This is a genomic window from Embleya sp. NPDC008237 (assembly GCF_042956465.1).
In the GTDB taxonomy this organism is placed as follows: Bacteria; Actinomycetota; Actinomycetes; order Streptomycetales; family Streptomycetaceae; genus Embleya.
Window position 1 is genome coordinate 68,631 of record NZ_JBIBGL010000008.1, and the last position, 23,163, is coordinate 91,793.

24 protein-coding genes and 1 pseudogene are annotated in these 23,163 nt (G+C 70.9%); 13 read left to right on the forward strand and 12 right to left on the reverse strand.

The window, feature by feature from the left end:
* Positions 1-98: 98 nt before the first annotated feature.
* Together ACFZBU_RS21355 and ACFZBU_RS21360 are read right to left on the reverse strand one after the other, a co-directional pair.
* Complete coding sequence (locus ACFZBU_RS21355; protein WP_391585206.1) at positions 99-2,027, reverse strand: DUF3152 domain-containing protein; 1,929 nt, start codon at positions 2,025-2,027, stop codon at positions 99-101.
* Between the two features lie 10 nt (positions 2,028-2,037).
* The gene (locus tag ACFZBU_RS21360) at positions 2,038-2,895 is read right to left on the reverse strand and encodes an alpha/beta fold hydrolase (protein ID WP_391585525.1); all 858 of its coding nucleotides are present in this window, start codon (positions 2,893-2,895) and stop codon (positions 2,038-2,040) included.
* Between the two features lie 311 nt (positions 2,896-3,206).
* On the opposite strand from ACFZBU_RS21360, the gene ACFZBU_RS21365 reads away from it, so the two are divergent.
* From ACFZBU_RS21365 to ACFZBU_RS21375, 3 genes are all read left to right on the forward strand, one after another.
* Positions 3,207-3,452, forward strand: coding sequence for a hypothetical protein (locus ACFZBU_RS21365; protein ID WP_391585207.1), 246 nt, complete (start codon positions 3,207-3,209; stop codon positions 3,450-3,452).
* A gap of 219 nt (positions 3,453-3,671) precedes the next feature.
* Positions 3,672-4,310 (forward strand): TetR/AcrR family transcriptional regulator, encoded by a 639-nt coding sequence (locus ACFZBU_RS21370; RefSeq protein ID WP_391585208.1) that lies wholly within the window; start codon positions 3,672-3,674, stop codon positions 4,308-4,310.
* A gap of 188 nt (positions 4,311-4,498) precedes the next feature.
* Positions 4,499-4,729 carry a DUF3107 domain-containing protein gene (locus tag ACFZBU_RS21375; RefSeq protein ID WP_391585209.1) on the forward strand — a complete coding sequence of 77 codons (231 nt, stop codon included), beginning with the start codon at positions 4,499-4,501 and terminating at the stop codon, positions 4,727-4,729.
* Positions 4,730-4,883: 154 nt separating this feature from the next.
* Here the strand turns inward: ACFZBU_RS21375 and ACFZBU_RS21380 are convergent, their stop codons facing one another.
* Positions 4,884-5,564 carry a ferritin-like fold-containing protein gene (locus ACFZBU_RS21380; RefSeq protein WP_391585210.1) on the reverse strand — a complete coding sequence of 227 codons (681 nt, stop codon included), beginning with the start codon at positions 5,562-5,564 and terminating at the stop codon, positions 4,884-4,886.
* Positions 5,565-6,000: 436 nt separating this feature from the next.
* On the opposite strand from ACFZBU_RS21380, the gene ACFZBU_RS21385 reads away from it, so the two are divergent.
* The 3 genes from ACFZBU_RS21385 to ACFZBU_RS21395 all read left to right on the forward strand — a co-directional run bounded on the left by ACFZBU_RS21385 (position 6,001) and on the right by ACFZBU_RS21395 (position 9,914).
* A complete protein-coding gene (locus tag ACFZBU_RS21385; RefSeq protein ID WP_391585211.1) occupies positions 6,001-7,575 on the forward strand; it encodes a DEAD/DEAH box helicase in 1,575 nt (524 codons plus the stop codon).
* 107 nt (positions 7,576-7,682) lie between these two features.
* Positions 7,683-8,576, forward strand: coding sequence for an alpha/beta fold hydrolase (locus tag ACFZBU_RS21390; protein WP_391585212.1), 894 nt, complete (start codon positions 7,683-7,685; stop codon positions 8,574-8,576).
* A 270-nt stretch (positions 8,577-8,846) separates the two neighbouring features.
* Positions 8,847-9,914: a class I SAM-dependent methyltransferase gene (locus tag ACFZBU_RS21395; protein ID WP_391585213.1), complete on the forward strand. Its 1,068-nt coding sequence runs from the start codon at positions 8,847-8,849 to the stop codon at positions 9,912-9,914.
* Positions 9,915-9,923: 9 nt separating this feature from the next.
* Here ACFZBU_RS21395 and ACFZBU_RS21400 read toward each other — a convergent pair whose 3' ends face one another.
* On the reverse strand, positions 9,924-11,012 hold the full coding sequence (locus tag ACFZBU_RS21400) for an NYN domain-containing protein (protein WP_391585214.1): 1,089 nt from the start codon (positions 11,010-11,012) through the stop codon (positions 9,924-9,926).
* Positions 11,013-11,324: 312 nt separating this feature from the next.
* Between ACFZBU_RS21400 and ACFZBU_RS21405 the strand changes: the two genes are divergently transcribed.
* Positions 11,325-11,489 carry a hypothetical protein gene (locus tag ACFZBU_RS21405; protein WP_391585215.1) on the forward strand — a complete coding sequence of 55 codons (165 nt, stop codon included), beginning with the start codon at positions 11,325-11,327 and terminating at the stop codon, positions 11,487-11,489.
* A gap of 126 nt (positions 11,490-11,615) precedes the next feature.
* Here the strand turns inward: ACFZBU_RS21405 and ACFZBU_RS21410 are convergent, their stop codons facing one another.
* The 4 genes from ACFZBU_RS21410 to ACFZBU_RS21425 form a co-directional block, all read right to left on the reverse strand.
* A complete protein-coding gene (locus tag ACFZBU_RS21410) occupies positions 11,616-12,239 on the reverse strand; it encodes an MBL fold metallo-hydrolase (protein WP_391585216.1) in 624 nt (207 codons plus the stop codon).
* Complete coding sequence (locus ACFZBU_RS21415; protein WP_391585217.1) at positions 12,239-13,324, reverse strand: S-(hydroxymethyl)mycothiol dehydrogenase; 1,086 nt, start codon at positions 13,322-13,324, stop codon at positions 12,239-12,241. The genes ACFZBU_RS21410 and ACFZBU_RS21415 overlap by 1 nt, the downstream gene beginning before the upstream one ends.
* Positions 13,325-13,504: 180 nt before the next feature.
* Positions 13,505-14,353, reverse strand: coding sequence for a PHP domain-containing protein (locus ACFZBU_RS21420; RefSeq protein WP_391585218.1), 849 nt, complete (start codon positions 14,351-14,353; stop codon positions 13,505-13,507).
* Between the two features lie 268 nt (positions 14,354-14,621).
* The gene (locus tag ACFZBU_RS21425; RefSeq protein WP_391585219.1) at positions 14,622-15,257 is read right to left on the reverse strand and encodes a DUF6758 family protein; all 636 of its coding nucleotides are present in this window, start codon (positions 15,255-15,257) and stop codon (positions 14,622-14,624) included.
* Positions 15,258-15,446: 189 nt separating this feature from the next.
* Here ACFZBU_RS21425 and ACFZBU_RS21430 point away from each other — a divergent pair, with 189 nt between their 5' ends.
* Positions 15,447-15,848, forward strand: coding sequence for an NUDIX hydrolase (locus tag ACFZBU_RS21430; RefSeq protein ID WP_391585220.1), 402 nt, complete (start codon positions 15,447-15,449; stop codon positions 15,846-15,848).
* A 14-nt stretch (positions 15,849-15,862) separates the two neighbouring features.
* A complete protein-coding gene (locus ACFZBU_RS21435) occupies positions 15,863-16,837 on the forward strand; it encodes a ribokinase (protein WP_391585221.1) in 975 nt (324 codons plus the stop codon).
* A gap of 256 nt (positions 16,838-17,093) precedes the next feature.
* Here the strand turns inward: ACFZBU_RS21435 and ACFZBU_RS21440 are convergent, their stop codons facing one another.
* The 4 genes from ACFZBU_RS21440 to ACFZBU_RS21455 all read right to left on the reverse strand — a co-directional run bounded on the left by ACFZBU_RS21440 (position 17,094) and on the right by ACFZBU_RS21455 (position 19,648).
* Positions 17,094-17,600 (reverse strand): MaoC family dehydratase, encoded by a 507-nt coding sequence (locus ACFZBU_RS21440; RefSeq protein ID WP_020552598.1) that lies wholly within the window; start codon positions 17,598-17,600, stop codon positions 17,094-17,096.
* Positions 17,601-18,060: 460 nt separating this feature from the next.
* Entirely contained in the window at positions 18,061-18,786 is a 726-nt protein-coding gene (locus tag ACFZBU_RS21445; RefSeq protein WP_391585222.1) for a hypothetical protein, read from the reverse strand.
* A 175-nt stretch (positions 18,787-18,961) separates the two neighbouring features.
* A complete protein-coding gene (gene tgmA / locus ACFZBU_RS21450) occupies positions 18,962-19,171 on the reverse strand; it encodes a putative ATP-grasp-modified RiPP (protein ID WP_391585223.1) in 210 nt (69 codons plus the stop codon).
* Between the two features lie 66 nt (positions 19,172-19,237).
* Positions 19,238-19,648: a hypothetical protein gene (locus ACFZBU_RS21455; protein ID WP_391585224.1), complete on the reverse strand. Its 411-nt coding sequence runs from the start codon at positions 19,646-19,648 to the stop codon at positions 19,238-19,240.
* Between the two features lie 274 nt (positions 19,649-19,922).
* Between ACFZBU_RS21455 and ACFZBU_RS21460 the strand changes: the two are divergent.
* The 4 genes and pseudogenes from ACFZBU_RS21460 (at position 19,923) to ACFZBU_RS21475 (ending at position 23,143) form a co-directional block, all read left to right on the forward strand.
* Positions 19,923-20,707: pseudogene (locus ACFZBU_RS21460) on the forward strand (helix-turn-helix domain-containing protein).
* The gene (locus tag ACFZBU_RS21465) at positions 20,704-20,895 is read left to right on the forward strand and encodes a DUF397 domain-containing protein (RefSeq protein WP_391585225.1); all 192 of its coding nucleotides are present in this window, start codon (positions 20,704-20,706) and stop codon (positions 20,893-20,895) included. Before ACFZBU_RS21460 ends, ACFZBU_RS21465 begins: the two are co-directional and overlap by 4 nt.
* Before the next feature lie 26 nt (positions 20,896-20,921).
* Positions 20,922-21,407 carry an NUDIX domain-containing protein gene (locus ACFZBU_RS21470; RefSeq protein ID WP_391585226.1) on the forward strand — a complete coding sequence of 162 codons (486 nt, stop codon included), beginning with the start codon at positions 20,922-20,924 and terminating at the stop codon, positions 21,405-21,407.
* A gap of 560 nt (positions 21,408-21,967) precedes the next feature.
* On the forward strand, positions 21,968-23,143 hold the full coding sequence (locus tag ACFZBU_RS21475) for an MFS transporter (protein ID WP_391585526.1): 1,176 nt from the start codon (positions 21,968-21,970) through the stop codon (positions 23,141-23,143).
* Positions 23,144-23,163: the final 20 nt, after the last annotated feature.

The following is a 23,163-nucleotide window of genomic DNA, read 5'->3' on the forward strand; positions in this document are numbered from 1 at the left end:
CTCGTCCCGATTCCCGGGCATCGGGTCCGGTCCGTGAGATTCACCCACGACGGGGCGCGCCGGGCGCCTTCCGGGCGGCCCGGCGGGTGCGGATCGGGCTACTTGGTGAACTTGCCCGACGGGTACGGCCACGGGTTGGCCTCGCAGGTCTCGCCCTTCATCGCGCCCTCGCTCGCGACCCGGGTCTTGGTCTGCTGCATCATCACCGGGGCGAGGCCGTCCCCGATGCCGCCCGCGCCGCAGGACTTCTCGTGGTTGTGGCCGAGCCGGTGACCGACCTCGTGGTTGATCAACATCTGTCGGTAGCCGACGATGTCGTCGCCGTAGGCGGTCGAACCCTGGGCCCAGCGCCACGCGTTGATCATCACGTACGGGGTGCCGTACGCGTCGCACGAGACGTTGTCCGCGCTGGTGTCGCCCACGATGGGGGTGCACGCCTTGTGGACCGACTGCGGGCTCGCCAGCCGCACCACGAAGTCCGCCTTCGACGCGTCGGTGCGCTCGAAGGTCAGCCCCCCACTCGACCAACTGCGCTTGTCGTTCAGCGTCTTCTGCACGGTCGTCGCGAACAACTCGCCGTCCAGTTGCAGACCCTGCTCGATCTGGACCGCGTAGGTGTACTTGCGGCCGGGACCGGGCGCGGCCTCCTTGCCGGGCACGGTCTCGAAACTGCCGCTCAGGCCGAGCTTGGGGTCGAGCGGGAAGCGCACGGTCAGCTGGTCGGTGGTGACCGGCGACGCGGGTGTGGGCAGCGGCAGCGAGGAGGCGCCGCCCTGGGTGACCGGGTCCCGTTCCGAGCCCCGCGACGCGGCCTGGTCGGTGGGCCTGGTGGCCCCGCCCGGTGCGGCCTGGTCGTCGCCGGACGCCTGGCTGGAGGAGCCCTCGTCGGGCATCTGGAGCACGACCGCGCCGGCGAGTACCGCACCGGTGACGACCGCGCCGCTCGCCGCGACCAGGGTGCGCCGCCCCTTGCGCGGCGCGGGCCGGTTGGCCTTGCGGGTCTGCGCGCGGCCCCTGGGCGGGACGCCCCCGGTGTCCGGCTCGAAGCCGTGCTCCGACTCCTCGGCCGAGTGCCTGGGCCCCGGGATGTCGTCGGTCGGCTCGGTGGCGAACGAGAGCTGTTCCAGGTCGAGTTCGGGGGCCGACGCGGCCCACGGCTCGGACTCCATCGGATACTGCCCCGCCCCGGGACCGATCGCCGGCTCCGGCTCGGCGGGCAGCTCGTACAGCGCGTCCGCGAGCGGATCCTCGACCGGAACCACCGCCGGGTAGCCGCCCGAGGCGTCGTATCCGTAGCCGACGAAGCTCTGCGGCTCGAACGTGGTGGTGTCGTACGACGGCGCGGCGGGCGCCTCGGCGATCGCGTGCATCCCGTCGGGACGGCCGTTCGCGGCGTACGGGTCGTGCCCGGGGTTCACCGCCGGGTAGCCGCCGGAGTAGGCATCCGCGCCGAAGGCATCGGCCCCGAAGGCGTCCGTGCCGAAGGTGTCCGTGCCGAAGCCGTCCGTGCCGAACGTGCCGGTGACGAACGAGCCGGTGTGCAGGGCGCCGTTGCCGAAGGCGTCGACGCCGAACGTGTCGGTGCCCGGGCCGTCGGTGCGGAACACGTCCGGGGCGTAGCCGACCGAGCCGGTCTGCGCGCCGTACGGCTCCAGCGGGTCGTCCCAGTGCGCGGGCTCGCCGGGCATCGTGCCGGTCGCCGCCCAGGTGCCGGAGCCGGTCTCGGGCGCGGGGTGCTCCCAGCCGTGCTGTTGCCCGCCGTCGTACCCGTAGCCGGCGGTGTGCTGCTGCGCGGCCGGGTAACCGCCGTAGCCGGGCTCCACGGGGTAGCCGTGGTAGCCGGTGTCCTGCTCGGAACAGCCGCCGCCGTACGAGGTGCCGGTCCAATCGCCGCCCCGGCCGTCCTGGTGGACCTGCCCGTACGCGACCTGTTGCGGCACCGCCGCGTAACCGCCGGAGAGCGCGTCGTCCGGCAGGCCCTCACCGTCGTACTGCACGCTCGTCTGCGTTCCCGAGTGACGTCCCATGAGTCTGCGTTCACCCCACCACGTTCGACGGCGAGAGGGCCCCGTCGAGAAGTTCGCGGAAACCCCGGGCCACCACGCGGGGGTGTTCGAGCATGGCCACGTGCCCGGAGTCGGGCACCACCAGCAGTCGGGCGTCCGGGAAGGTCTCGGTCGCACGCTTGGCCATGCGCGCGTCGACCAGCCTGTCCCGGCGTCCGTAGACGAGCAGCGTCGACGCCCGCACGTCGGCCGCCTGCCGCCACAGCGCCCGCTCGCCGCGCTCCAGGTAGGCCCCGATGACCGACCGGGTCGACTGCGAGAACGCGTCCATCATGTACGGGAGTTCGAGCCGGCGCCGGTACTCGGCCGCGGCATCCGCGAAGGCCTTCTCGCCGACCGCGTCCGGGTTTCCGTACATCATCGCGATCGACATCCGAGTGCGATCCTCGGGCGTCATGTTGCGGCTGAGCCGCAGCAGCGCGCGGCCCACACCGGGCACCCCCAGAGCCGCCGTCGGCAACACCGACGGGCGCACCCGCAGGTCCGGCAGCGCGGGCGAGATCAGCGTCAGCGTGCGGACCAGGTCCGGCCGGCGGGAGGCGAGCCGAGTGGCCACCGCGCCGCCCATCGAATTGCCGAACAGGTGCACCGGGCCCTTGCGCAGCGACAGGATCGCGCCCTCGACCGCTCGACAGTGCGCGGAGATCGAGTAGTCCCCGTTCCGCGGCGGCGGCGAATGCCCGAAGCCGGGCAGGTCGATCATCTCCACGGAAAGGTCCGACCGCAGTTCGGCGGCCAGTTCCGTCCAGTTCAGCGAGGATCCGCCGAGGCCGTGGATCATCATCGCGGGCGGCAGATCGGAATCGTGGAGCGCGTCGCGGCGCACCACGACCTCACTGCCGGTGGCGACTTCGACCGTACGCGCAGGCCAAGGCGTTGCGTCGGCGTCGCTTGCGGGGCTGATGGTCGTCACGGTGGGCAATATTACGAGATGATCACTGGGACGGAAGGGCGGATGCCTCGACCGACTTCGTCACGCGGGGTGGTCTCGACTCTTATGCCCTGGTTCATGACGTCACTGTAAACGCTTCCCACATCACGTTTCGACATCGATACCGAAAGTGCGGCAACGGGACCGAGGCGGATCATGGACTTGCGGGAACGCCGCATGGCGGCGCACCGCACGGGCAGGGAGGCCGTATGGACGGAATCGACGAGACCCCCGAGTTCGAAGACGTCACCGTCGGTGACGCCGCAGTTTCCGACGACACGACCCGAGACCCCGAGATTCCGGTGCCCGACGTGGTGGAACAACACACCCCGGTGGAGGCGGACGACGGTGCGGGCGACCCGGTGTGGGAGTCGGTGCCCGACGGCGTGGATCCCGCGGACGCGACCGAGCAGCGCCGCGGGGTCGGACACTCGCAGGACGACGACTATCGCTGAGCCCCGCTTCGGAAGCGGCGCCGCGGGGCTTGCGACGGCCTTCCGCGCACCTCTCGCGCCCCCTTGCGAGGATTACCGGAAGCGCGGGATCCTGTTTCGTTGCGCCACGAAACTTACGCCCTGGGTTACCCGAAAGTAGGATGACGTGGTGGAGAAACCCGCCGGATCACCCGATCATCCGGCGTCCGCGACACGTTGAGCGACACCTTGAGGAGCCCCGTGACAGCCATCCAGGATGCGGATCCCCGTCCTCGCGGTACCCGGCTGCCCCGGCTCGCGCGCAGGACGCAACTCCTCGGCGCCGCCCAGGAAGTCTTCGTCAAGCAGGGCTACCACGCGGCCGCGATGGACGACATCGCCGAATGCGCCGGCGTCAGCAAGCCCGTGCTGTACCAGCACTTCCCCGGCAAGCTGGAGCTGTATCTGGCGCTGCTCGACCAGCACTGCGAGTCCCTGTTCGCGGCGGTGCAGCGGGCGCTGGAGTCGACGCACGACAACAAGTTCCGGGTGGCCGCCACGGTCGACGCCTACTTCGCCTTCGTGGACGACGACGGCGGTGCCTTCCGACTGGTCTTCGAGTCCGACCTGACCAACGAGAGCGCCGTACGCGAACGCGTGGAGCGGGTCAGCGAGATGTGCGCCGAGGCGGTCAGCAAGATCATCGCCGAGGACACCGGGCTGGGCCAGGAGGAATCGATGCTGCTGGCGATCGGCCTGACCGGCATGGCGCAGGTCACCGCGCGCTACTGGATCGCACGCGGCGCGACCATCCCGCGCGACGCCGCCTCGCTGCTGGTCTCGTCGCTGTCCTGGCGCGGCATCTCCCGTTTCCCGCGCAAGGACGACCCGCCGCACTGACCCGCTCGAAGCCGCGGACGACCTGCGCGTACGGGCGCGGGGGCGATCTTGTTCCCGTCCGGCGTTCGCGTTGGGCGTACCCGTCATGGCGTTCGGTGACCCCGGCTCTCGACTAGCCTGCTGGGGTAGGTACGGCCCGCGGTCGTCGCGGCGCCGATCTCCAGAGTTTCAAGGCCGGAGGGACAGCCGTGGAGATCAAGATCGGCGTACAGCACGCCGCTCGGGAGCTGGTGCTGGAGAGCACGGACAACCCGGAGGACGTCGAGCGGGCCATCGCCGACGCGCTGTCGGGCACGTCCAAGCTGCTGTCCCTGACGGACGAGAAGGGCCGCCGGGTGCTCGTGCCCGCCGACCGGCTCGCCTACGTCGAGATCGGCGAGTCGTCGGCGCGCAAGGTCGGCTTCGGCGCCAGCGCCTGAGCAGCCGACACCCGAACGACGGTGCCGGCATCGGTGCCACACACCCGAGGGCGGGTGGATCCGGATCCGGATCCACCCGCCCTCGGGTTTTCGCTCCCTGTCCTGCTTCCGGCGGTCCTTCCGCCGGGGATGCCCTCCGCCGCGGTCCCTGCGGTCAGGAGGCGAGTCCGAGGGCGGCCATCCGCTGCTGGTGTGCCTCGGTGATCCGGTTGAACATGCGCCCGATCTCGGCCAGGTCGAAACCGGGGCCGGCGCCGCCGCCGATGAGCATCGTGGACAACACGTCCCGCTCGGCGGCGACCCGCTGGGCCTGGCTGAGCGCCTCGCCCATCAGCCGCCTGCCCCACAGCGCGAGCCGGCCCGCCACCTTGGGGTCGCGCTCGATCGCCGAGCGCACCGCGTCGACCACGAAGGCCGCGTGCCCGGTGTCGCGCTGCACCTCGACGATCAGATCCCGGCTGACCTCGTCCAGATGCGCGGCCACCTCGCGGTAGAAGTCGGCCGCGATCCCGTCGCCCACGTACGCCTTCACCAGGCCCTCCAGCCAGTCGGCGGGCGCGGTGTGCACGTGGAACTCGTCCAGCGGCGCGATGAACGGATCCATCGCCGCGGCCGGATCCGCGCCCAGCGCGGCGATCCGGTCGCGCAGGAGCGTGTAGTGATGAAACTCGGCCACCGCCATCGCGGCCAGCGCGGCCTTGTCGTCCACCGTCGGCGCCATCTTGGCATCCTCGGCGAGCCGCTCGAAGGCGGTGATCTCGCCGTACGCGAGTACACCGAGCAGTTCGATCACGGCGGCCCGCATCTCCCCGGTCGGCTGCGCACCCTCGCCCATGTCCACCCCTTCGTTCGTCCCGCCGCCGCACCGTGCACGAATGCCACAGTGTTCACAAGTACGCAGCGTAGTGAGCGCACCGCGCCACGGGGGCGCCACGTCCGGGCGGAGTCGCCCATCTCCGGACAAGCAGTAATGAGCATCACCCCACCGGCCGCACGTCGCCGGGTACAGTGGTAGTGAACGCGGATGCCCGGTCGGAGGACGACTGGCTCCGACCGACCCGCTCGGGTGGCCGCCCGAAGGCGAGAGGTCCCGTGCAGCGCCCCGCAATTTCGGTGGGCGCCACGGTCTCGACCCGCTTTCGGTACGGACGGCCCCCAACCACACAGAAGAGGCTGGACCCCTGACAACTTTTCGCGAACTCGGAGTACTTTCGGAGACAGCCGAGGCACTCGAGGCACTCGGCATCATCGAGGCCTTTCCCGTCCAGGAGATGACCCTTCCGGTCGCCCTGTCCGGCAACGACGTGATCGGCCAGGCCAAGACCGGAACGGGCAAGACCCTCGGCTTCGGCATCCCCCTGCTGCAGCGGATCACCGTCGCAGCCGACATCGAGGCCGGCCGCGCTCCCGCGGGCACGGTCGCCGGCCGCATGCCGCAGGCACTGGTCGTCGTCCCCACCCGTGAGCTGTGCGTGCAGGTCACCAACGACCTCCAGGCCGCGGGCAAGCTGCGCAACGTGCGGGTGCTGGCCGTGTACGGCGGCCGGGCCTACGAACCGCAGATCGACACCCTCAAGAAGGGCGTCGATGTCGTCGTCGGCACCCCGGGCCGGCTCCTCGACCTGGTCGGCCAGGGTCACGTGAACCTGTCCGAAGTCAAGATGCTCGTCCTGGACGAGGCCGACGAGATGCTCGACCTGGGCTTCCTGCCCGACGTCGAGAAGATCGTCGAGCGCCTCCCGGCGCGTCGCCAGACGATGCTCTTCTCGGCCACCATGCCGGGTCAGATCATCACCCTGGCGCGCCGCTACATGAGCCGCCCCACGCACATCCGCGCCTCCGAGCCGGACGACCTGGGCGCCACCGTCAAGTCGGTCCAGCAGCGCGTCTACCGCGCGCACGGCCTGGACAAGCCCGAGCTGATGGCCCGGGTGCTCCAGGCCAACGGGCGCGGCCTGGTGATGGTGTTCTGCCGGACCAAGCGCACCGCGGCCGACCTGGCCCAGGGCTTGGCCGAGCGCGGCTTCGCCTCCGCCGCCGTGCACGGCGACCTCGGCCAGGGCGCGCGCGAGCAGGCGCTGCGGGCGTTCCGCAACGGCAAGGTGGACGTGCTCGTGGCCACCGACGTCGCGGCCCGCGGAATCGACGTCGAGGGTGTCACCCACGTGGTGAACTACCAGTGCCCCGACGACGAGAAGACCTACCTGCACCGGATCGGCCGGACCGGCCGCGCCGGCGCCTCGGGCACCGCGGTGACGCTGGTGGACTGGGAGGACATCCCGCGCTGGAGCCTGATCAACAAGGCCCTGGACCTGGGCTTCGCGGACCCGGTCGAGACCTACTCGACCTCGCCGCACCTGTTCACCGACCTGGACATCCCCACCACCGTGGGCAGCGTGCTGCCGCGCGCCGACCGCACCCGTGCGGGCCTGGGCGCGGAGGACGTCGAGGACCTGGGCGAGACCGGCAAGAACAGCCGGGGCAACTCGGGTCGCAAGGGCGCGACCGGCCGCAGCCGCAGCGGTCCCGCCGCGTCCGGGCCGGCCCCGGAGTCGGCCGACGCCGAGGCCAGCGACCCCAGCCGCCGTCGGGCACCGGGTTCCCGGCGCCGTCGTCGGGTGAACGGTGAGACCGGCGAGGCCGTCGTGATCGCCCCGGCCGCCCCGACCGCCGCGGCGTTCGTCGAACCGCCGACCGTGCCCGCCCAGGCCGCTCCCGCGGACGGCCCGGCCGTGGCCGGGGATGCGGACGCGGACGGCGAGCGCGCACCGCGCCGTCGCCGCCGGCGTACCCGTCGCCGTCCCGAGGGTGCCGAGGCCGGCGCCGTCGCGACCGACGAGGGCTGACGGTCGCACCATCGGCCCGACGGCCCCCGGTGTGGAGTGTGGACGATCACGTCCGGGCTTCGCGCCGGGGGCCGTTGCCGTACCTGCGGGTAAGTAGGCTCGAAGGCGTGAGTACGCCACGCTTTCTGACCTTGCCCGGGACCGTCCGCTCCCGTCGCCTGGCGACCGGGCGCGGACGATTCGCCGTCCTGGAGGGCACTCCGCCGAGCGCCGCACCGCGCCTGGGCACCGTCGTGCTGGTACCGGGCTTCACCGGCAGCAAGGAGGACTTCATCGCGCTCGGCGACCCGCTGGCGCGACGCGGTTTCCATACCGTGTCGGTGGACCAGCGCGGCCAGTACGAGACCGCGGGCCCGGCGGATCCGGCGGCGTACACCCGCGAAGCGCTCGTGGCGGACGTGCTCGCGATCGCCGACGCGGTCGCCCCGGGTGAGCGGATCCACCTGCTGGGGCACTCCTTCGGCGGCCTGGTGTGCCGCTCGGTGGCGCTGCATGCGCCGGACCGGCTGGCCTCGCTGACCCTGATGAGCACCGGCCCGGCGGGGATCTGTCCGGAGGAGGTCGCCCGGCTGCTGATGCTCGAAGAGGTGCTCCCGGTGCTCACCCCCCAGGAGGTCTGGGAGGCGATGCAGGCCGTGGAACTGGAGGCCGGTCAGCTGCCGCCCGCCGACCCGGCGATCGCCGCGTTCGTGCACGCCCGCTGGCTGGGCACCACGCCCGAGGGGCTGCTCGGCATGGCCGAACAACTGCGCACCGAACCCGACCGGGTGGGCGAACTCGCCGCACTGGTGGCGGCCGGCCTGCCCGCGCTCGTGGTCTCCGGTGTCGAGGACTACGCGTGGCCGCTGCCCTGGCAGGCCGCGATGGCCGACCGGCTGGGCGTACCGCACGTGGTGATCCCGGACACCCACCACTCCCCGAACGTGGAGTCTCCGGATGCCACGGCCGCGGCGTTGGCCGACTTCTGGGCGAGCGTGGCGGCGTACGCGGAGCGGGCCTGAGCGGCGCCGGGACATCCGCCCCCGCCGGGCCGCCGGCCGGGGCCCGGCTCCGCGTGGATCGGGCGGCGCGGGCGCTCACACCGGGCTCGCGGCCCCGGCCGGTGCCGGCTCCCGGAGCGGGCGGATCGGGCGTAGCGTGGCTGGGAGACACGTCTTCACCGCGGGCGTCGCCCGTGTTTCCGGTGTGTCGGAACGTCCGGGGCGGCACCCCCGGCGCGAGGCCCGCGCACCCACGGCGGCTCCCGTCGAGCCGACCGACCGGGAGTTGCCATGACGCTCATCGAAGTCGATTCCGCGCGGCAGGAAGCCTTCGCGGGACGCATGATCAACATCATCGACGACGGCTGTCTGGCCTTCATGATCAGCGTCGGCCACCAGACCGGGCTGTTCGACACGATGGCCGGGCTGCCTCCGTCGACGAGCGAGGAGATCGCCCGCGCCTCGGGGTTGACCGAGCGCTACGTGCGCGAGTGGCTGGGCGGCATGGTCACCGGCGGAATCGTCGAATACTCCCCCGACTCCGCCACCTACCTGCTGCCGCGCGAACACGCGGCCTCGCTGACCCGCGCGGCCGGACCGGAGAACCTGGCCGGGATCACCCAGTACCTGGCGCTGATGGGCGAGGTCGAGCAGCCCGTCGTGAACGCGTTCCGGCAGGGCGGCGGCGTGCCCTACTCGGCCTATCCGCGCTTCCAGGCGCTCCAGGCCGAGGAGTCCGGCCGGGTCTGGGACGCGGCGTTGGTGGACGGCGTATTGCCGTTGGCACCCGGGCTGACCGAGCGGCTGACCGCCGGGATCGACGTGCTGGACGTCGGCACGGGCCAGGGGCACGCGATGAACGTGCTGGCGAAGGCATTCCCGCGCAGCCGGGTCCGCGGCGTGGACATCTCCACCCAGGGAATCGCCGCCGCACGCCGCGAGGCCGAGGAACTGGGCCTGGAGAACGCGGAGTTCGCCGTGGTCGACGCGGCCGAACCGCTCGGCTCGTACGACCTGATCACCGCGTTCGACGTGATCCACGACCTGGCCCGGCCAGGTCGCACGCTGGCCGCCGTCTCCGCCGCGCTGCGCCCGGGCGGGGTGTTCCTGATGGGCGAGATCGCCGCCTCCAGCAAGCTGGAGGAAAACCTGGACCACCCGCTGGGGCCCGCGCTCTACACGTTCTCGGTGTTCTACTGCATGACCGTCTCACTGGGCGAGGGCGGCGAGGGCCTGGGCACCGTCTGGGGCGAACAGGCCGCCCGCGCCGCGCTCGCGGAGGCCGGCTTCACCGACGTCCGGACGCATTCGCTGGAGGGCGACTTCCTGAACCTGTACTACGTGGCCCGCAAGGACTGACCGACCCGCTCAGCCCTCCGTCAGTTCCGTGCCCGGGAGGCCGAATTCCTGGTTGAGGCGGTCCCAGAAGCCGTTGCGCAGTGCGCGCCGCAGGTCCTCGTGCGGGCGGAGCGAATATTGCAGCACGCTCTCCGCGTCCACGAGCAGGCCCCGGTCGATCGCCTGCGGCAACATCGGTCCCGGCATCAGGTCGGCCAGGTTCTCCCGGCCGCGCACCACCAGCCAGCGCTTGGCGATCTCCTGGCCGATCCGCCACGCCTGGTCGGCGGTCGGCGGGCCGCCCGGCTGGACCGCGAGCGCGCCGGCGTGCGAGGGCGGCAACATCACCGGCGTCACGCAGGTCTCGCAGAACTCGCGGTGCAACATCCGGGTGACGTCGGCCTCCCATACCAGCGGGTCGGCCTGGTTGGTGCCGTAGGCGGGCTCCACGCCCCACAGGTGCACCCGTACGCCGTAGGACTGGGCCGCCTCGACCGCCGAGACCAGGTCCTCGTCGCCGCTGATCACGACCGCGTCGTCGATCGCGTGGTTGCGCGCGAGCGATTCGAGGTCGCTGCGGATCAGCGAGTCGACGCCCTTCTGCTGGTTGTGCGCGTTGAGGTTGCCGAGCCGGACCTTGACGTCGGGCAGTTCGGCGATCTGCCGCTGCTCGACGGTGTGCACCCGCTCGCGCGCGCCGTCGTACCAGTACACCCGCAGCAGTCGACCCTCCGGGAAGACCCGGCGGGCCTCGTCGATCAGGCCGGTGATCAGTTGCTCGGCATCCACCCGGAAGGCCCTGCGCTCGGCCGAACCGGCCACCAGCAGGCCCATCGCCGCGTACACGTAGCCGACGTCGACGAACAGCGCGTGGGTGCCGAAGTGCAGGGGCGGAGAGACGGACTGGACCAGTACGGCCGGTCGGGTGAACGGCTCCGTCAGGTCGGGCAGTGCTCCGGGTGTGTCTTCGAAGCCCGCGACGGGGTGGTCCTCGAGCGGGCCTGCCTGCTCGGCGCCGAGGTCCCCGCCGGATTCGTGCACCACAGCGCCGAAGGCGGCCGTCGCGCCCGTCCGGACGTCGTCCTCTCCCGGATCGTGCAAAGTCTCTCGTCCTCCCATGGCGGCTGCGCGTACGGCGCCCGGTCGATGTGCTCAGACCGGCATTGTCCTATGCCGGTCGCCGTCGCGTCCTCGCTTGCCTCGCGGGCAATGTCGCGTCATGCGTCACGTGTAAGTCGAGGAAAGTCAGGAAAGGAACATTTCAGTCACGGGAATGATATCGGTGTGACTGCTGTTGTTCAGGGCGGTGCCGGTTGTGACCCCTGCCGGGTCAGGCTGATCCTTGCGGATCCCGGCACCCAATCCTTGTAGACGGGGTCGCGGCACCATGCGGCTCCGTACGACTTCGGACCGGAGGGAAGGGAGACGCGTATGCGTTACCGAATCACCAACCTCAGCCGAGCCCAGGAAAAGACCGGGTCCAACCCGGTCAACTGCGCCGTCGACATCGACACCGTGCAGGCTGCCCTGAAACGCGCCGAAGCATTCGGCGAGCGCCTGTACATCCGCCCCGTCAAGGTGGCGGACGCCGGCTGATTACCCATGAACCGAGGGCGCTTCCCCGCTTGGGGGAAGCGCCCTCGTCATGTCCGCGGACGCCCGGGCCGGGGCCGAACGGCTCGAGCCCCGCGGCCCCGACTCGGCGCCCCGGGACCCGACGGCTCAGTGCCCTCGCGCCACCCAGGCGTCGTAGTCCTTCGCCTCGGCGCCGATCGTCGTCTCGTCGCCGTGCCCGGTGAGCACCCGCGTGTGCTCGGGCAGCGCCAACAGGCGCCCCCGGATCGAGTCGAGGATCAGCGGGAACGACGAGAACGAGCGCCCGGTGGCACCGGGGCCGCCCTTGAACAGCGTGTCGCCGGAGAAGAGCACGGCGGCCTCCGGCGCGTACAGGCACACCGCGCCGGGCGCGTGGCCCGGCGTGTGCAGCACCCGCAGCTCGGTGCCCGCGACGGTGAGCACCTCGCCGTCGGCCAACGCGACGTCCGGCGCGCGGTCCGGGTACACCGCGTCCCACAACATCCGGTCCTGCGGGTGCAGGTGGATCGGCGCGCCGGTGAGTTCGGCCAACTCCGCGGCGGCGTTGATGTGGTCGTTGTGGCCGTGGGTGAGCACGATGCCGGTCACCGTACGGTCGCCGACCCCGGCCGCGATGGCCGCCGCGTCGTGCGCGGCGTCCACGACCACCACCTCGCGGCCGTCGCCGACGATCCACACGTTGTTGTCCACGTCGAAGTCCTGGCCGTCGAGCGAGAAGACGCCCGAGGTGACCACATGGTCGATCCGCATCACAGGATCACCACCGAACGCAGCACGTCGCCGTGGTGCATCTTCTCGAACGCGGCCTCGACGTCCTCCAGCGTGATCCGCTCGCTGACGAACGCGTCCAGGTCGAAGCGCCCCTGGCGGTACAGGTCGATCAGCATCGGGAAGTCGCGCGAGGGCAGGCAGTCGCCGTACCAGGACGACTTGAGCGCACCGCCGCGGCCGAACACGTCCAGCAGCGGCAGCTCGATGGTCATCTCCGGGGTCGGCACACCCACCAGGACCACCGTCCCGGCCAAGTCGCGGGCGTAGAACGCCTGCTTGTAGGTCTCCGGGCGGCCGACCGCGTCGATCACCACGTCGGCGCCGAAACCGCCGGTCAGTTCGCGGATCGCCTCGACCGGGTCGCCCGCCTTCGAGTTCACCGTGTGGGTGGCGCCGGCCCGGCGTGCCCACTCCAGCTTCCGGTCGTCCAGGTCGACGGCGATGATCTTCGCCGCACCGGCGAGCCGGGCACCGGCGATGGCCGCGTCGCCGACGCCGCCGCACCCGATCACCGCGACCGTGTCGCCGCGCCCGACGTTGCCGGTGTTCACCGCCGCGCCGAGGCCCGCCATCACGCCGCAGCCGAGCAGGCCGGCCGCGGCGGGGTCCGCCTCGGGGTCGACCTTGGTGCACTGTCCGGCGGCGACCAGGGTCAGCTCGGCGAACGCGCCGATGCCGAGCGCGGGACTCAGTTCGGTGCCGTCCTCCAGGGTCATCTTCTGCTTCGCGTTGTGCGTCGCGAAGCAGTACTGCGGACGTCCGCGTCGACACGCACGGCAATCACCGCACACCGCACGCCAGTTCAGGATCACGAAGTCGCCGACGGCCACCTCGGTGACGCCCTCGCCGACCGACTCGACGACACCGGCGGCCTCGTGGCCGAGCAGGTACGGGTACTCGTCACCGATGCCGCCCTCGCGGTAGTGCAGGTCCGTGTGGCAGACGCCGCACGCCCGGACCCGCACACGCGCCTCGCCCGGACCCGGGTCCGGCACCACGATGGTCTCGATCGAGACCGGTGCGCCCTTGCTGCGCGCGACGACGCCGCGTACCGACTTGCTCATGTCCTCCGCCTCTCCCCAACCGCTGGATGCTCCGCTTCGCACCTTATGGCTTCATCTCGATGAACCCCCGGACGCCGCCCGCGCACAGTTGTGGCTCGGGTACGGCCCGATGACGCCGGGCGGGCCCGATCACGAGGAGCGTGACGAAGGACGAGCCGAAAACGGTGACGTCGAACCGGTTCACGCGGTGACGGGTGCTGCCCCTGTTGCCAGTTCCGTTATCGCCTCGTAGGACTCCGGATCCGTGGTGTTCTCTCCGAGATCGATGGTTTTGCGGGTGCCGTGGTAGTCGCTCGAACCGGTGGTGATCAGTCGCAGCTCACCGGCGAGACCGCGCAGGTGTGCCCGCATCGCGTCGTCGTGGTCCATGTGGTCCACCTCGACCCCGGCCAGGCCGGCTTCGGCCAGTTCGGCGATCGTGGCGTCCGAGACGGTCCGGCCGCGCTTGACCGCACCCGGGTGGGCGAACACCGCGACCCCGCCCGCGCCGCCGATCAGCCGAACGGCGTCGACCGCGTGGATCTCGTACTTCTCGACGAACGCCCGCCCGCCGTCCTTGAGCCACTCGGCGGTGAACGCCCCCGACACGTCGGCGACCACGCCCGCCTCGACCAGCGCGGTGGCCACGTGCGGCCGACCCACCGCGCCGCCGCCCGCGATCTCCAGGACTCGGGCCCAGGTGATCGGGGCGCCGAGTTCGCGGCAGCGCTCGACCATCGCCTCGGCCCGGCGGATCCGGTCGGTGCGCACCAGCTCGCGGGCCCGGGCGAACTCCGGCTCCGTCGGGTCGAACAGGTAGCCCAGCATGTGCAGGCTGATCCCGCCCTCGGCCACGCACGAGATCTCCGCGCCCGGGACCAGGGTCAGCCCGGACGGCAGCGCCCGGGCCGCGGCCGTCCAGCCGGCGGTGGTGTCGTGGTCGGTGAGCGCGACCACGTCGAGACCGGCCGCACGCGCCTTGACGACCAGTTCGGCGGGCGTGTCGGTGCCGTCGGATGCGGTGCTGTGGGTGTGCAGGTCGATGCGCACGCTGACCTCGTCTGCCGGAAGGGTCGATGGACGCTCTCGACCCTAACGACCCTGATCGAGCGGGTTCGCGGGGCGGCCGTCGAGTCGTGCGCGGGTCGGCCGGCCGGGGTGCCTGCCGGGTGGGCTGTGGGGTGCGGGGTACGGGTTCGAGCCGGCGGGTCCGGTTGCGGGCGGCCGGGTTGGTTGCTCGCCCGAGACCGGTTGCGATCGGCCTGGTTCGGGTCGGCCCGGTTCCGATCGGTCGGTCCGAACTCCGGCTCCGGGTCGGTCAGAACGCCAGCAGTTGCGGGGACAGCGCGCCGCACGGCAACAACTGCAACTCGGCCCCGGCGTCCCGCAGATCGGTGAGCACCACGTCGTCGTAGACGAGATGGCCGGCCTTGCCCGGCCACAGGATCGCCCACAACCACAGGCCCATTGCCTCGCCCGCGTATACCGCGCGGTCGGGCGGCGCGTCGATCACGCACCACAGCGGGGTGGGCCGACCGGCCGCCATCACCTTGGCCGGTGCGGACTTGACGAAGTCGCCGCCCGGGTCGTGCCCGGGCAAACCGGCGTACCTGGCGCCGAGTCCGACGCCCACCTCCTCGGCGACCAAAAGCAGTTCGCCGCGTCCGCCCAGCGGTGCGGGGCCCGTACACGCCACCGCGACGGCCCGCGAGCCGTCCCGATCGTCGCCCGCGTGCGCGACGCCGGTGTACAACCAGCCGACCGGCAGCGGCCAGGGCAACCAGACCGGAACCCGCGAGCGGCGCACCACCGCGTCCAGCGCCTCGACACTGGGCGGCACGACGGGTTGCAGCGGAGGAACGGCTGCATGGATCTCGCACTCCCACGTCTGTGAGAACAGACCCGGAGCGCGGACCCGGCCGCCGCAGCGGGGGCAGCTCGGCTCGCCCTTCATAGGACAAGACGGTCCACTGCCCAGGGCTCCGCGTCAAGGACGATCACTCCTTCGGCGCGTTCACACCGCCGACCGGCGTACGGGAGCGCGCACCGCGCCGGGACTGCGCGCCCTTGCGCTGCCGGGCGCCGCGTGGTCCACGGGCGATCTCCCGCTGCGCGTCGGCGCCGAGTACTAGGCTCCGGAGGCATGCGGCTCATTCCCTGCGTCGGCGCGATCGTCCTCGACTCCGAGGGTCGGGTGCTCCTGGTGCAACGCGCGAAAATGCCGGGCGAGGGACGGTGGTCGCTGCCCGGCGGGCGGGTCGAGGAGGGCGAGACCGACGCGGTCGCACTCGCTCGCGAAATGGTCGAGGAGACCGGGCTGCAGGTGACCGTCGGACCACTCGTCGGTTCGGTGTTGCGACCCGCGCCCGAGGGTGGGACGTACGAGATCAGGGACTACGCATGCACGCCGCACGGCGGGGCGTTGCGCGCGGGCGACGACGCGGACGCGGTGCGGTGGGTGGCCACCGGCGACCTGAGTCGACTCGACCTGGTCGACGGTCTGCTCGACGCACTGCGCGAGTGGAACGTGCCGGGGGTGTCGTGAGTGCCGGGGGTGTCATGAGCGGGACCGGCGGGCACGGGATCGGTGTGCGGGAGGCCGGCGGGGGCGAGGCCGGCTCCGGCGGAAGCCGCGCACGGTTGCTCGTGGTCGGGTCGATCAATGCCGATCTGGTGGTCCGGGTGCCGGTGCATCCGCGGCCGGGCGAGACGGTCCTGGGCGGCGATCTGGCCGTGCACCCGGGGGGCAAGGGCGCCAATCAGGCGGTCGCGGCGGCCCGACTCGGCGCCGACGTCGCGCTGGCCGGGCGGGTCGGCGACGACGACCACGGCCGGATGTTGCTCGCGACGCTGCGTCGGGAGGGCGTACGCACCGACGCGATGCGGACCGTGCCGGGCGCCTCGGGCGTGGCGCTGATCACCGTGGACGACGTGGGCGAGAACACCATCACGGTGGCACCCGGGGCGAACGGGCGATTCGGGCCGGCCGACGTGGCCGACCTGGCACCGGCGATCGAGGCCGCCGCGGTGGTCTCGCTCCAGTTGGAGATCCCGCTCGACACGGTGTGGGAGGTGGTCCGGCGCTGCCACGCGGCTGATACCCGGGTGGTGTTGAACCTGTCGCCGGTCGTGCCGAAGGCCGTGTCGATGTCCACGTCGGTGCTGCGAGCGTGCGACCCGTTGGTGCTCAACGAGCACGAGGCGAGCGCGACGGCGGGCGGCGGCGACGCACACGAGGCGCTGAAGGGATGGCGCTCGCTCGACGCGCGTCCGCGCTCGATCGTGCTCACGCTGGGCAGCGGCGGCGCGTTGGTCGCCGAGGGCGACGCGGAGGTGGTGCACGTCACCGCGCCGAAGGTGGCCGCGGTCGACACCACGGGCGCGGGCGACGCCTTCACCGGCGCGCTCGCGTGGCGCCTGGCGGCCGGCGACGACCCGGTCACGGCGACCCGGTACGCGGTCCGGGTGGGCGCCGCGGCGGTCCGGCGCGCGGGTGCCCAGTCGTCGTATCCGACGGCGGACGAACTGCCGTAGGCCGGGCGGGCCGGCTCGGGGCAGGCGGGCCGGCGTCGGGCCGGCGGGCTGCCGCGGGGCGGGCGGAGCGACGTGGGGCGGGCGGTCCGACGGAGGACAGGCGTACTCCCGCAGGGCATGCAAACTGCCCCCGGACGCGAAAAAACGGGCGGGCCGCGCCGTCCCTGGGCGACCCGCCCGCGCTCTATTCCGGGGCGGGACCCCCGGTCGGCCTCCCGGGGGTCGAAGCCCCGGTCGGCGCTCGATCAGCGCCCGATCAGCCCTCGATCAGCTCGGGGCGTCCGGGCTGCTCGCCGCCACGCTTCTCGCCGTAGCTCTCCTTGGGCACCATGACCTTGCGCTTGAACACGCACACGAGCGTGCCGTCCTGCTTGTACCCCTTGGTCTCCACGTACACCACCCCGCGGTCGTCCTTGGACTTCGACTCCCACTTGTCCAGCACCAGGGTCTGCCCGTAGATGGTGTCCCCGTGGAACGTGGGTGCCACGTGTCGCAACGACTCGATCTCCAGGTTGGCGATCGCCTTGCCGGAGACGTCCGGCACCGACATGCCGAGCAGCAGCGAGTAGATGTAGTTGCCCACCACCACGTTCTTGCCGAAATCGGTGGTGTTCTCGGCGTAGTTGGCATCCATGTGCAGCGGGTGGTGGTTCATCGTGAGCAGACAGAACAGGTGGTCGTCGTACTCCGTCACGGTCTTCCCCGGCCAGTGCTTGTAGATCGCACCGACCTCGAACTCCTCGTAGTAGCGGCCGAACTGCATTTCGGTCCCCTCTCACCTGTGAAAACGTCATATCCACGGCCGGAGGCCGGCACCGCTTCGGCCCGGCTTCGACCTACCCGACACCAGGGCCCAGCGCGCAATCCGGCACCCGCCGACGACGGTCGAGTGCGAACCCACGATGTGCCCGTACACGCGGCCCATGACCTCGATCGATCGATCGATGCCCGGGCCGACGTGAGGGTTCGAGGATAGGGACGTTCCGGGTGGGCGCAGTAGAGGGTTCCCCGTGACGTAGATCATGAGCCGCGTACGACCCTGAGCCCCTGTCCCACTCCCTTCGGAGGCAGGGATCTCCAACGGGGTCGCTGCCGGGCGAGGTAGGCGGAGAGCCGTTCCGCGGCATAGGGCGGGAAAGCGCCCACTCCCCTCCGCGAGCTTGCCCCGCCCGCGAACTCCTGGCCGGACGTCCGGAGCCGGGGCGTGCGGCCGGGGACGGCTGTCAAAGCGGGAAGGACATCTCGGCGGCGGGCCAGGTGATCCGCCGGCTGTGGGGGTTGATCTCCATGCGGAGCGACGACGGTTCGATCGGGCCGTGTTTCGAGGTCAGGTGCCGAACCCGGTCCAGCTGTCCCCACAGATCCAGTGGGCCCGACGAGTGAACGACCGGTCGGCCGCCGAATTTCGGCACCTCGGCACGAGCCCATGAGCCGGACGGGTGCAACAGCCACACCATCGACCGGTCGCCGAGATCGATCCACCGATGGTCGACGTCCGGATGCAGCAGTTCGAGGAGCAGAGCCAACCGCCAGTCGTCCCGAAGGTTCGGCACGTCGCCGTCGAAGGCCCGAACTTCGTCACCTTCGGCGGTTCGGGCAGAGAGGTACACGCGGTGCAGGGCGGACCCGTCATCGGGGCCGGTCCGTACCCGCATGAACCGCGCCTCGTGGGACACGACGCGCCCCTGAGCGTGTGTCGCATCCGTGACGGTTACCCGGAGGTGGAGCGAGGTTCCGGCGAGCGTGGTCGAGATGAGGCCGCCGCTTCGTACGGCGGCCGGCCACGTCGAAGGAATGGTCCGCGTCGAGAACATCGCCACAGCACGGTCGAACCCGTCCTCGGGAAGTGCCTGGGTCGCGTCGATGGTCGTCATCCGGGGCACCCGACCGAAGGTGGAAAGCCGTCGGCGGGCGGCACTCACCAGGTACTCGTCCACGTCGACGGACAACACCCGATCGTCGCCCAGCCGCCCCCCGTCAGGGAGGCGGCCAGGGTGGCATCGGCAGGGAAATCGGCTGTGTCGAACCGCACTACGTCGACACCTCGTTCGAACAGCTTCATGACGACCGGATCAGCGGTGGCATCATCCGGCGATGTGACGACTACGACGGTGGCGCGAGGGTTCACCACAGGTCGGTGCCGTCGCCGTCCGACTTGCCATCCGGCTGGGTCTCCGTCTTGGTGTCCCCGGGCATCAGCACATGCCACGGGTTGCCCTCGGCCGTCACACCGATCTGAAGCTCCGGGTCGTAGTGCATCGTCGGTACCGGCCGCGTGGGGACTTCGGTCAGGTGTCGCATGCCGAACGGCGCCGGCAGGGCCCTGCGGGTCATCTTTTCCTCCTGTTGAATGGGTATCGGTTGTCCTCCGCCCCGTCGGTGCTCGCGGCGGTGCGGCAGTCAGGGGAGAGGCGGCCAAGTGACGTGGCCTGTGGGGTAGTCGGGTACCAGTTCGTCCGGGTTGCCGGCCCATATCGGCGTTCCGTCACAGCGCTGTACGACAGCACTCGGGCCGTCCGGTCCGGGAAGGACGCACAGGTAGATGCCGATCGTTTCCTTGGTGTCGCGGTGGCGCACCGGTTGTTCGGTACGTGGCGCGGGCAACGTGTCGATCACCAATCGGCGCACCGGTACGACGAATTCGAGTCCGCTTCGGGTTCGCACCCGTGCGTGTCGGCCGTCGACCGCGGTCAGTTCACCCTCGCGCCCGGTGGGGCCGCGCACGTCCTCATGAACCAGTGCCCCGAGGTAGCGATACGCCAGGATTCGACCGGCCATCCTGTCCGCTTCGGTGGTCCCCTCCGTATGCACGGCGTCACCCGCTTTCGCTGCATGAGGTCGACACCCGGCGGCCCGCGACCACGGCTGCGGGTCGACCGGTAACGACGTCCACCAAGTGCCGGACGGAACAAGCGACTTCGAGCCCCTGCCTGGTCCGCAACACGGCCAGAACGCCATCGACTTCGCGGAGGCGGCCGACGGTTCCCCGATAGGGATCGCGGAACAACTTCCCGTAATGGCGCACCCCCCATCGCGCACACGGCGCACGATGCCGGCAGCGAAAGACCTTGACCCGGAAGCCTCGATGTGGGCCCTATTCGGCGCTCACCTGCGATTTCTCCGCAAACTCGCAGGCATGACGCAGCAGAAACTCGGGGCCGACCTGCATTCGACAGGATCTTTTGTTGGACAGATAGAGACGGCCGAGCGGCGGCCCAGCCCCGAGTTCGCGGCCGACCTCGATCGGGTCCTCGGCGGAACGGGCCTGCTGACGGCCACCGCCTTCCACGCTTACCGCTTGGCGGAGGGGCGGCCGAGTTGGTTCGAGACCTTCGCGGAGTCCGAGCAGGACGCATTTCGCATCCGTACCTTCCAGCCACAGGCAGTTCCCGGGCTGCTCCAGTGCGTGGACTACACCCGGGCCCTCTTGCACAAGGCCAGATTTTCTCCGGCGACCATCGAGTCCTCGGTTGCGCGCCGACTCAAGCGAAAGCGCTTGCTCACCAAGAAGGAGGCGCCGCAATACTGGGCCGCCATTGACGAGGCAGTACTCATCCGGCTGAAGCACGACCCGCATGTAGCCGAGCCTCAGCTTCGGCACCTGCTGGAGGTCAGCGAGCTTTCGAACGTGGTCCTCGAAGTGGTCCCGATGGCTGCGGCCTGCACTCCTGCATGGACGGAGCATTCGTCCTGCTCTCGATCCCCGGTCGCGGCGAGTGCGCCTACGCGGATGACATGGTCGAGGGACAGATGATGACCGAAGGACACGTGGTCGCGGAGATGCAGCGTCGATACGATCTGTTGCGAGCCGAGGCTCTGTCACCCTCGCGTTCGCAACAGCTTCTGCGAGACCTCTTGGAGGGCAAATGACGCAGGCAAAGGCCGAGTTCCCCAGTTGGCGAAAGTCGAGCTACAGCGGTCAGAGCGGCCAGGAATGCGTCGAGGTTGCGCCCCTCGACGGCGTCGTTGGCGCCCGCGTCTCCAAGGACATAGCCCGCGGCCATCTGGCCATCTCGCCCGTTGCCTGGGCAGCTCTGATGCAGTCCGTCAAACAGTGATCCGACGCCACCGGTAAGAGGCGCCGGTGCACGAGGAAGTCAGCTTTGAGCCACAGCAGATGGTCATGCTCGTCGCCTCCGTCATCGTCCACGACCTCACCAACGGGCGGGTCGTGCTCCTCCGGCGAGGCGAGGGCAAGGCGTTCGCGCCCGGGATGTGGAGTCTGCCCGGCGGCAAGGGCTTGCGGGGTGAACCCGTTACGCACACCGCCGTTCGCGAACTCCGCGAAGAGACGGGCCTGGTGGTCGAGCCGCAGGCGTTGCGTCTCGCTCATGTAACACACAGCGCGCACAGCCCGGAGGCGCCGGAGGGGTTCGTCGTGCTGGTCTTCGCCGCGGAGGCGTGGCACGGCGAACCGGTCAACGCCGAGCCCGGCAACCACTCGGCCGTGGCCTGGGTCGACACGCCCGACCTGCCGACCGACTTCGTTCCGTCGACCCTGCACGCGTTGGAGCGGTACCTCGCGGGTGAGCGCCCCGAGGTGGCCATCGACGGATGGGACGGCGCATAAAGCCGTTCGCTTACCCGCTCCCCCAACCCGACCGGCCGACCCGCGCCCCCTGCGCCGCCCACACCGCACCCATGCCGGACCAGTTGCGGTGTCGGCCGCGTAGCGGACGGGCGTCCCGGCGCGGAGCGAACGGCCCGACCCCGGCTGCGGAGCAGACGTGCGGCCGGTCACGGAAGACCCGCGCCGGCTCACGCAACCCCCGTCACCACCCAGCCCAGCCCGTCTCGCGCCGACGACTCCCCCGCCACGCCCGCGGACCCCGCACCACACCCCACCCGCCAAACCCCGCCCGCCTCTCCTCGCCACACCAACCCGCACCGACCTCCAACCCTCGTGATTCGGGTGCGTCGCTTGCCGTCGCTTGCCGTCGCTTGCCGTCGCTTGCCGTCGCTTGCCGCACATCTACATATAGATGTAAGCTACATTTATTAGCGAAGCTAACAACTATGTCGAGTGAAGTGCGGAGGTCTCGCATGCGGTCCCATTCCGGCGGCGGGCAGACCCGGGGCGACGCCCAAGCCGTGCACGCGCCCCAGCAGGGCAGCATCCTCAAGCAGCCGATGGCCGTGTGGGCCACCGCGTTCGCGGCCGTGGTCGCGTTCATGGGGATCGGCCTGGTCGACCCGATCCTGCCCTCGATCGCCAAGGGGCTGGACGCGTCCCCCAGCCAGGTGTCGTTGCTGTTCACCAGCTACTTCCTGATCACCGCCGTGGCCATGCTCGTCACCGGCTTCGTCTCCAGCCGGATCGGCGGTCGACGTACGCTCCTGCTCGGCCTCGCGCTCGTGGTGATCTTCGCCGGACTCGCCGGCACCTCCGGATCGGTCGGCGAACTGGTCGGCTTCCGGGCCGGCTGGGGGCTGGGCAACGCGCTGTTCGTGTCCACGTCCCTGGCCGTGATCGTCGGCGCCGCGAGCGGAGGTTCGTCCGCCGCGATCCTGCTCTACGAATCGGCACTGGGCCTCGGCATGGCCTGCGGGCCGCTGCTGGGCGCGGTGCTCGGCGACGCCAGTTGGCGCTACCCGTTCTACGGCACCGCCGCGCTGATGGCGATCGGCTTCGCGCTGATCGTGGCGCTGCTCAAGGAACAGCCCAGGCCCGCCCGCAAGGTCGGCCTGCTCGACCCGCTCAAGGCGCTCGGCCACAGGGGCCTGGCGACCACCGCCGCCGGCGCGTTCTTCTACAACTACGGCTTCTTCACCGTGCTCGCGTTCACCCCGTTCGTGCTGAACATGAGCCCCTACCGCAGCGGCGCGGTGTTCTTCGGCTGGGGCGTCCTGCTCGCCGTCTGCTCGGTCCTGGTCGCTCCGCGGCTCCAGGCCCGCTTCGGCTCAGCGAACGTGGCCGCCGTGAGTCTGCTCCTGTTCGCCGCCGACCTCGGCGTGATCGCGTACGGGTCGAAGGCCGTCATTGTGACCGGTGTCATCGTTTCGGGAGCCTTCATCGGTATCAATAACACGGTGTTCACCGAGATGGCGCTCGAAGTCTCGGACTCGCCGCGACCCGTGGCGAGCGCGGGGTACAACTTCGTCCGCTGGTTCGCCGCCGCGGCAGCGCCGTTCCTGGCGCCCAAGCTGGAGGAGCACTTCGATGTGCACGTGCCGTTCCTGGTCGCGACCGTGACCTGCCTGATCGCCGCCGCCGTGCTGTTCGGCGCGCGCCGCACGCTGGCCGTGGTCGACCACCACGACACCCCGACGGCACGTACGCCGCAGCCCGTCCCGGCCGCGGCCTGACCCGGTCGCCGCCCGACTCG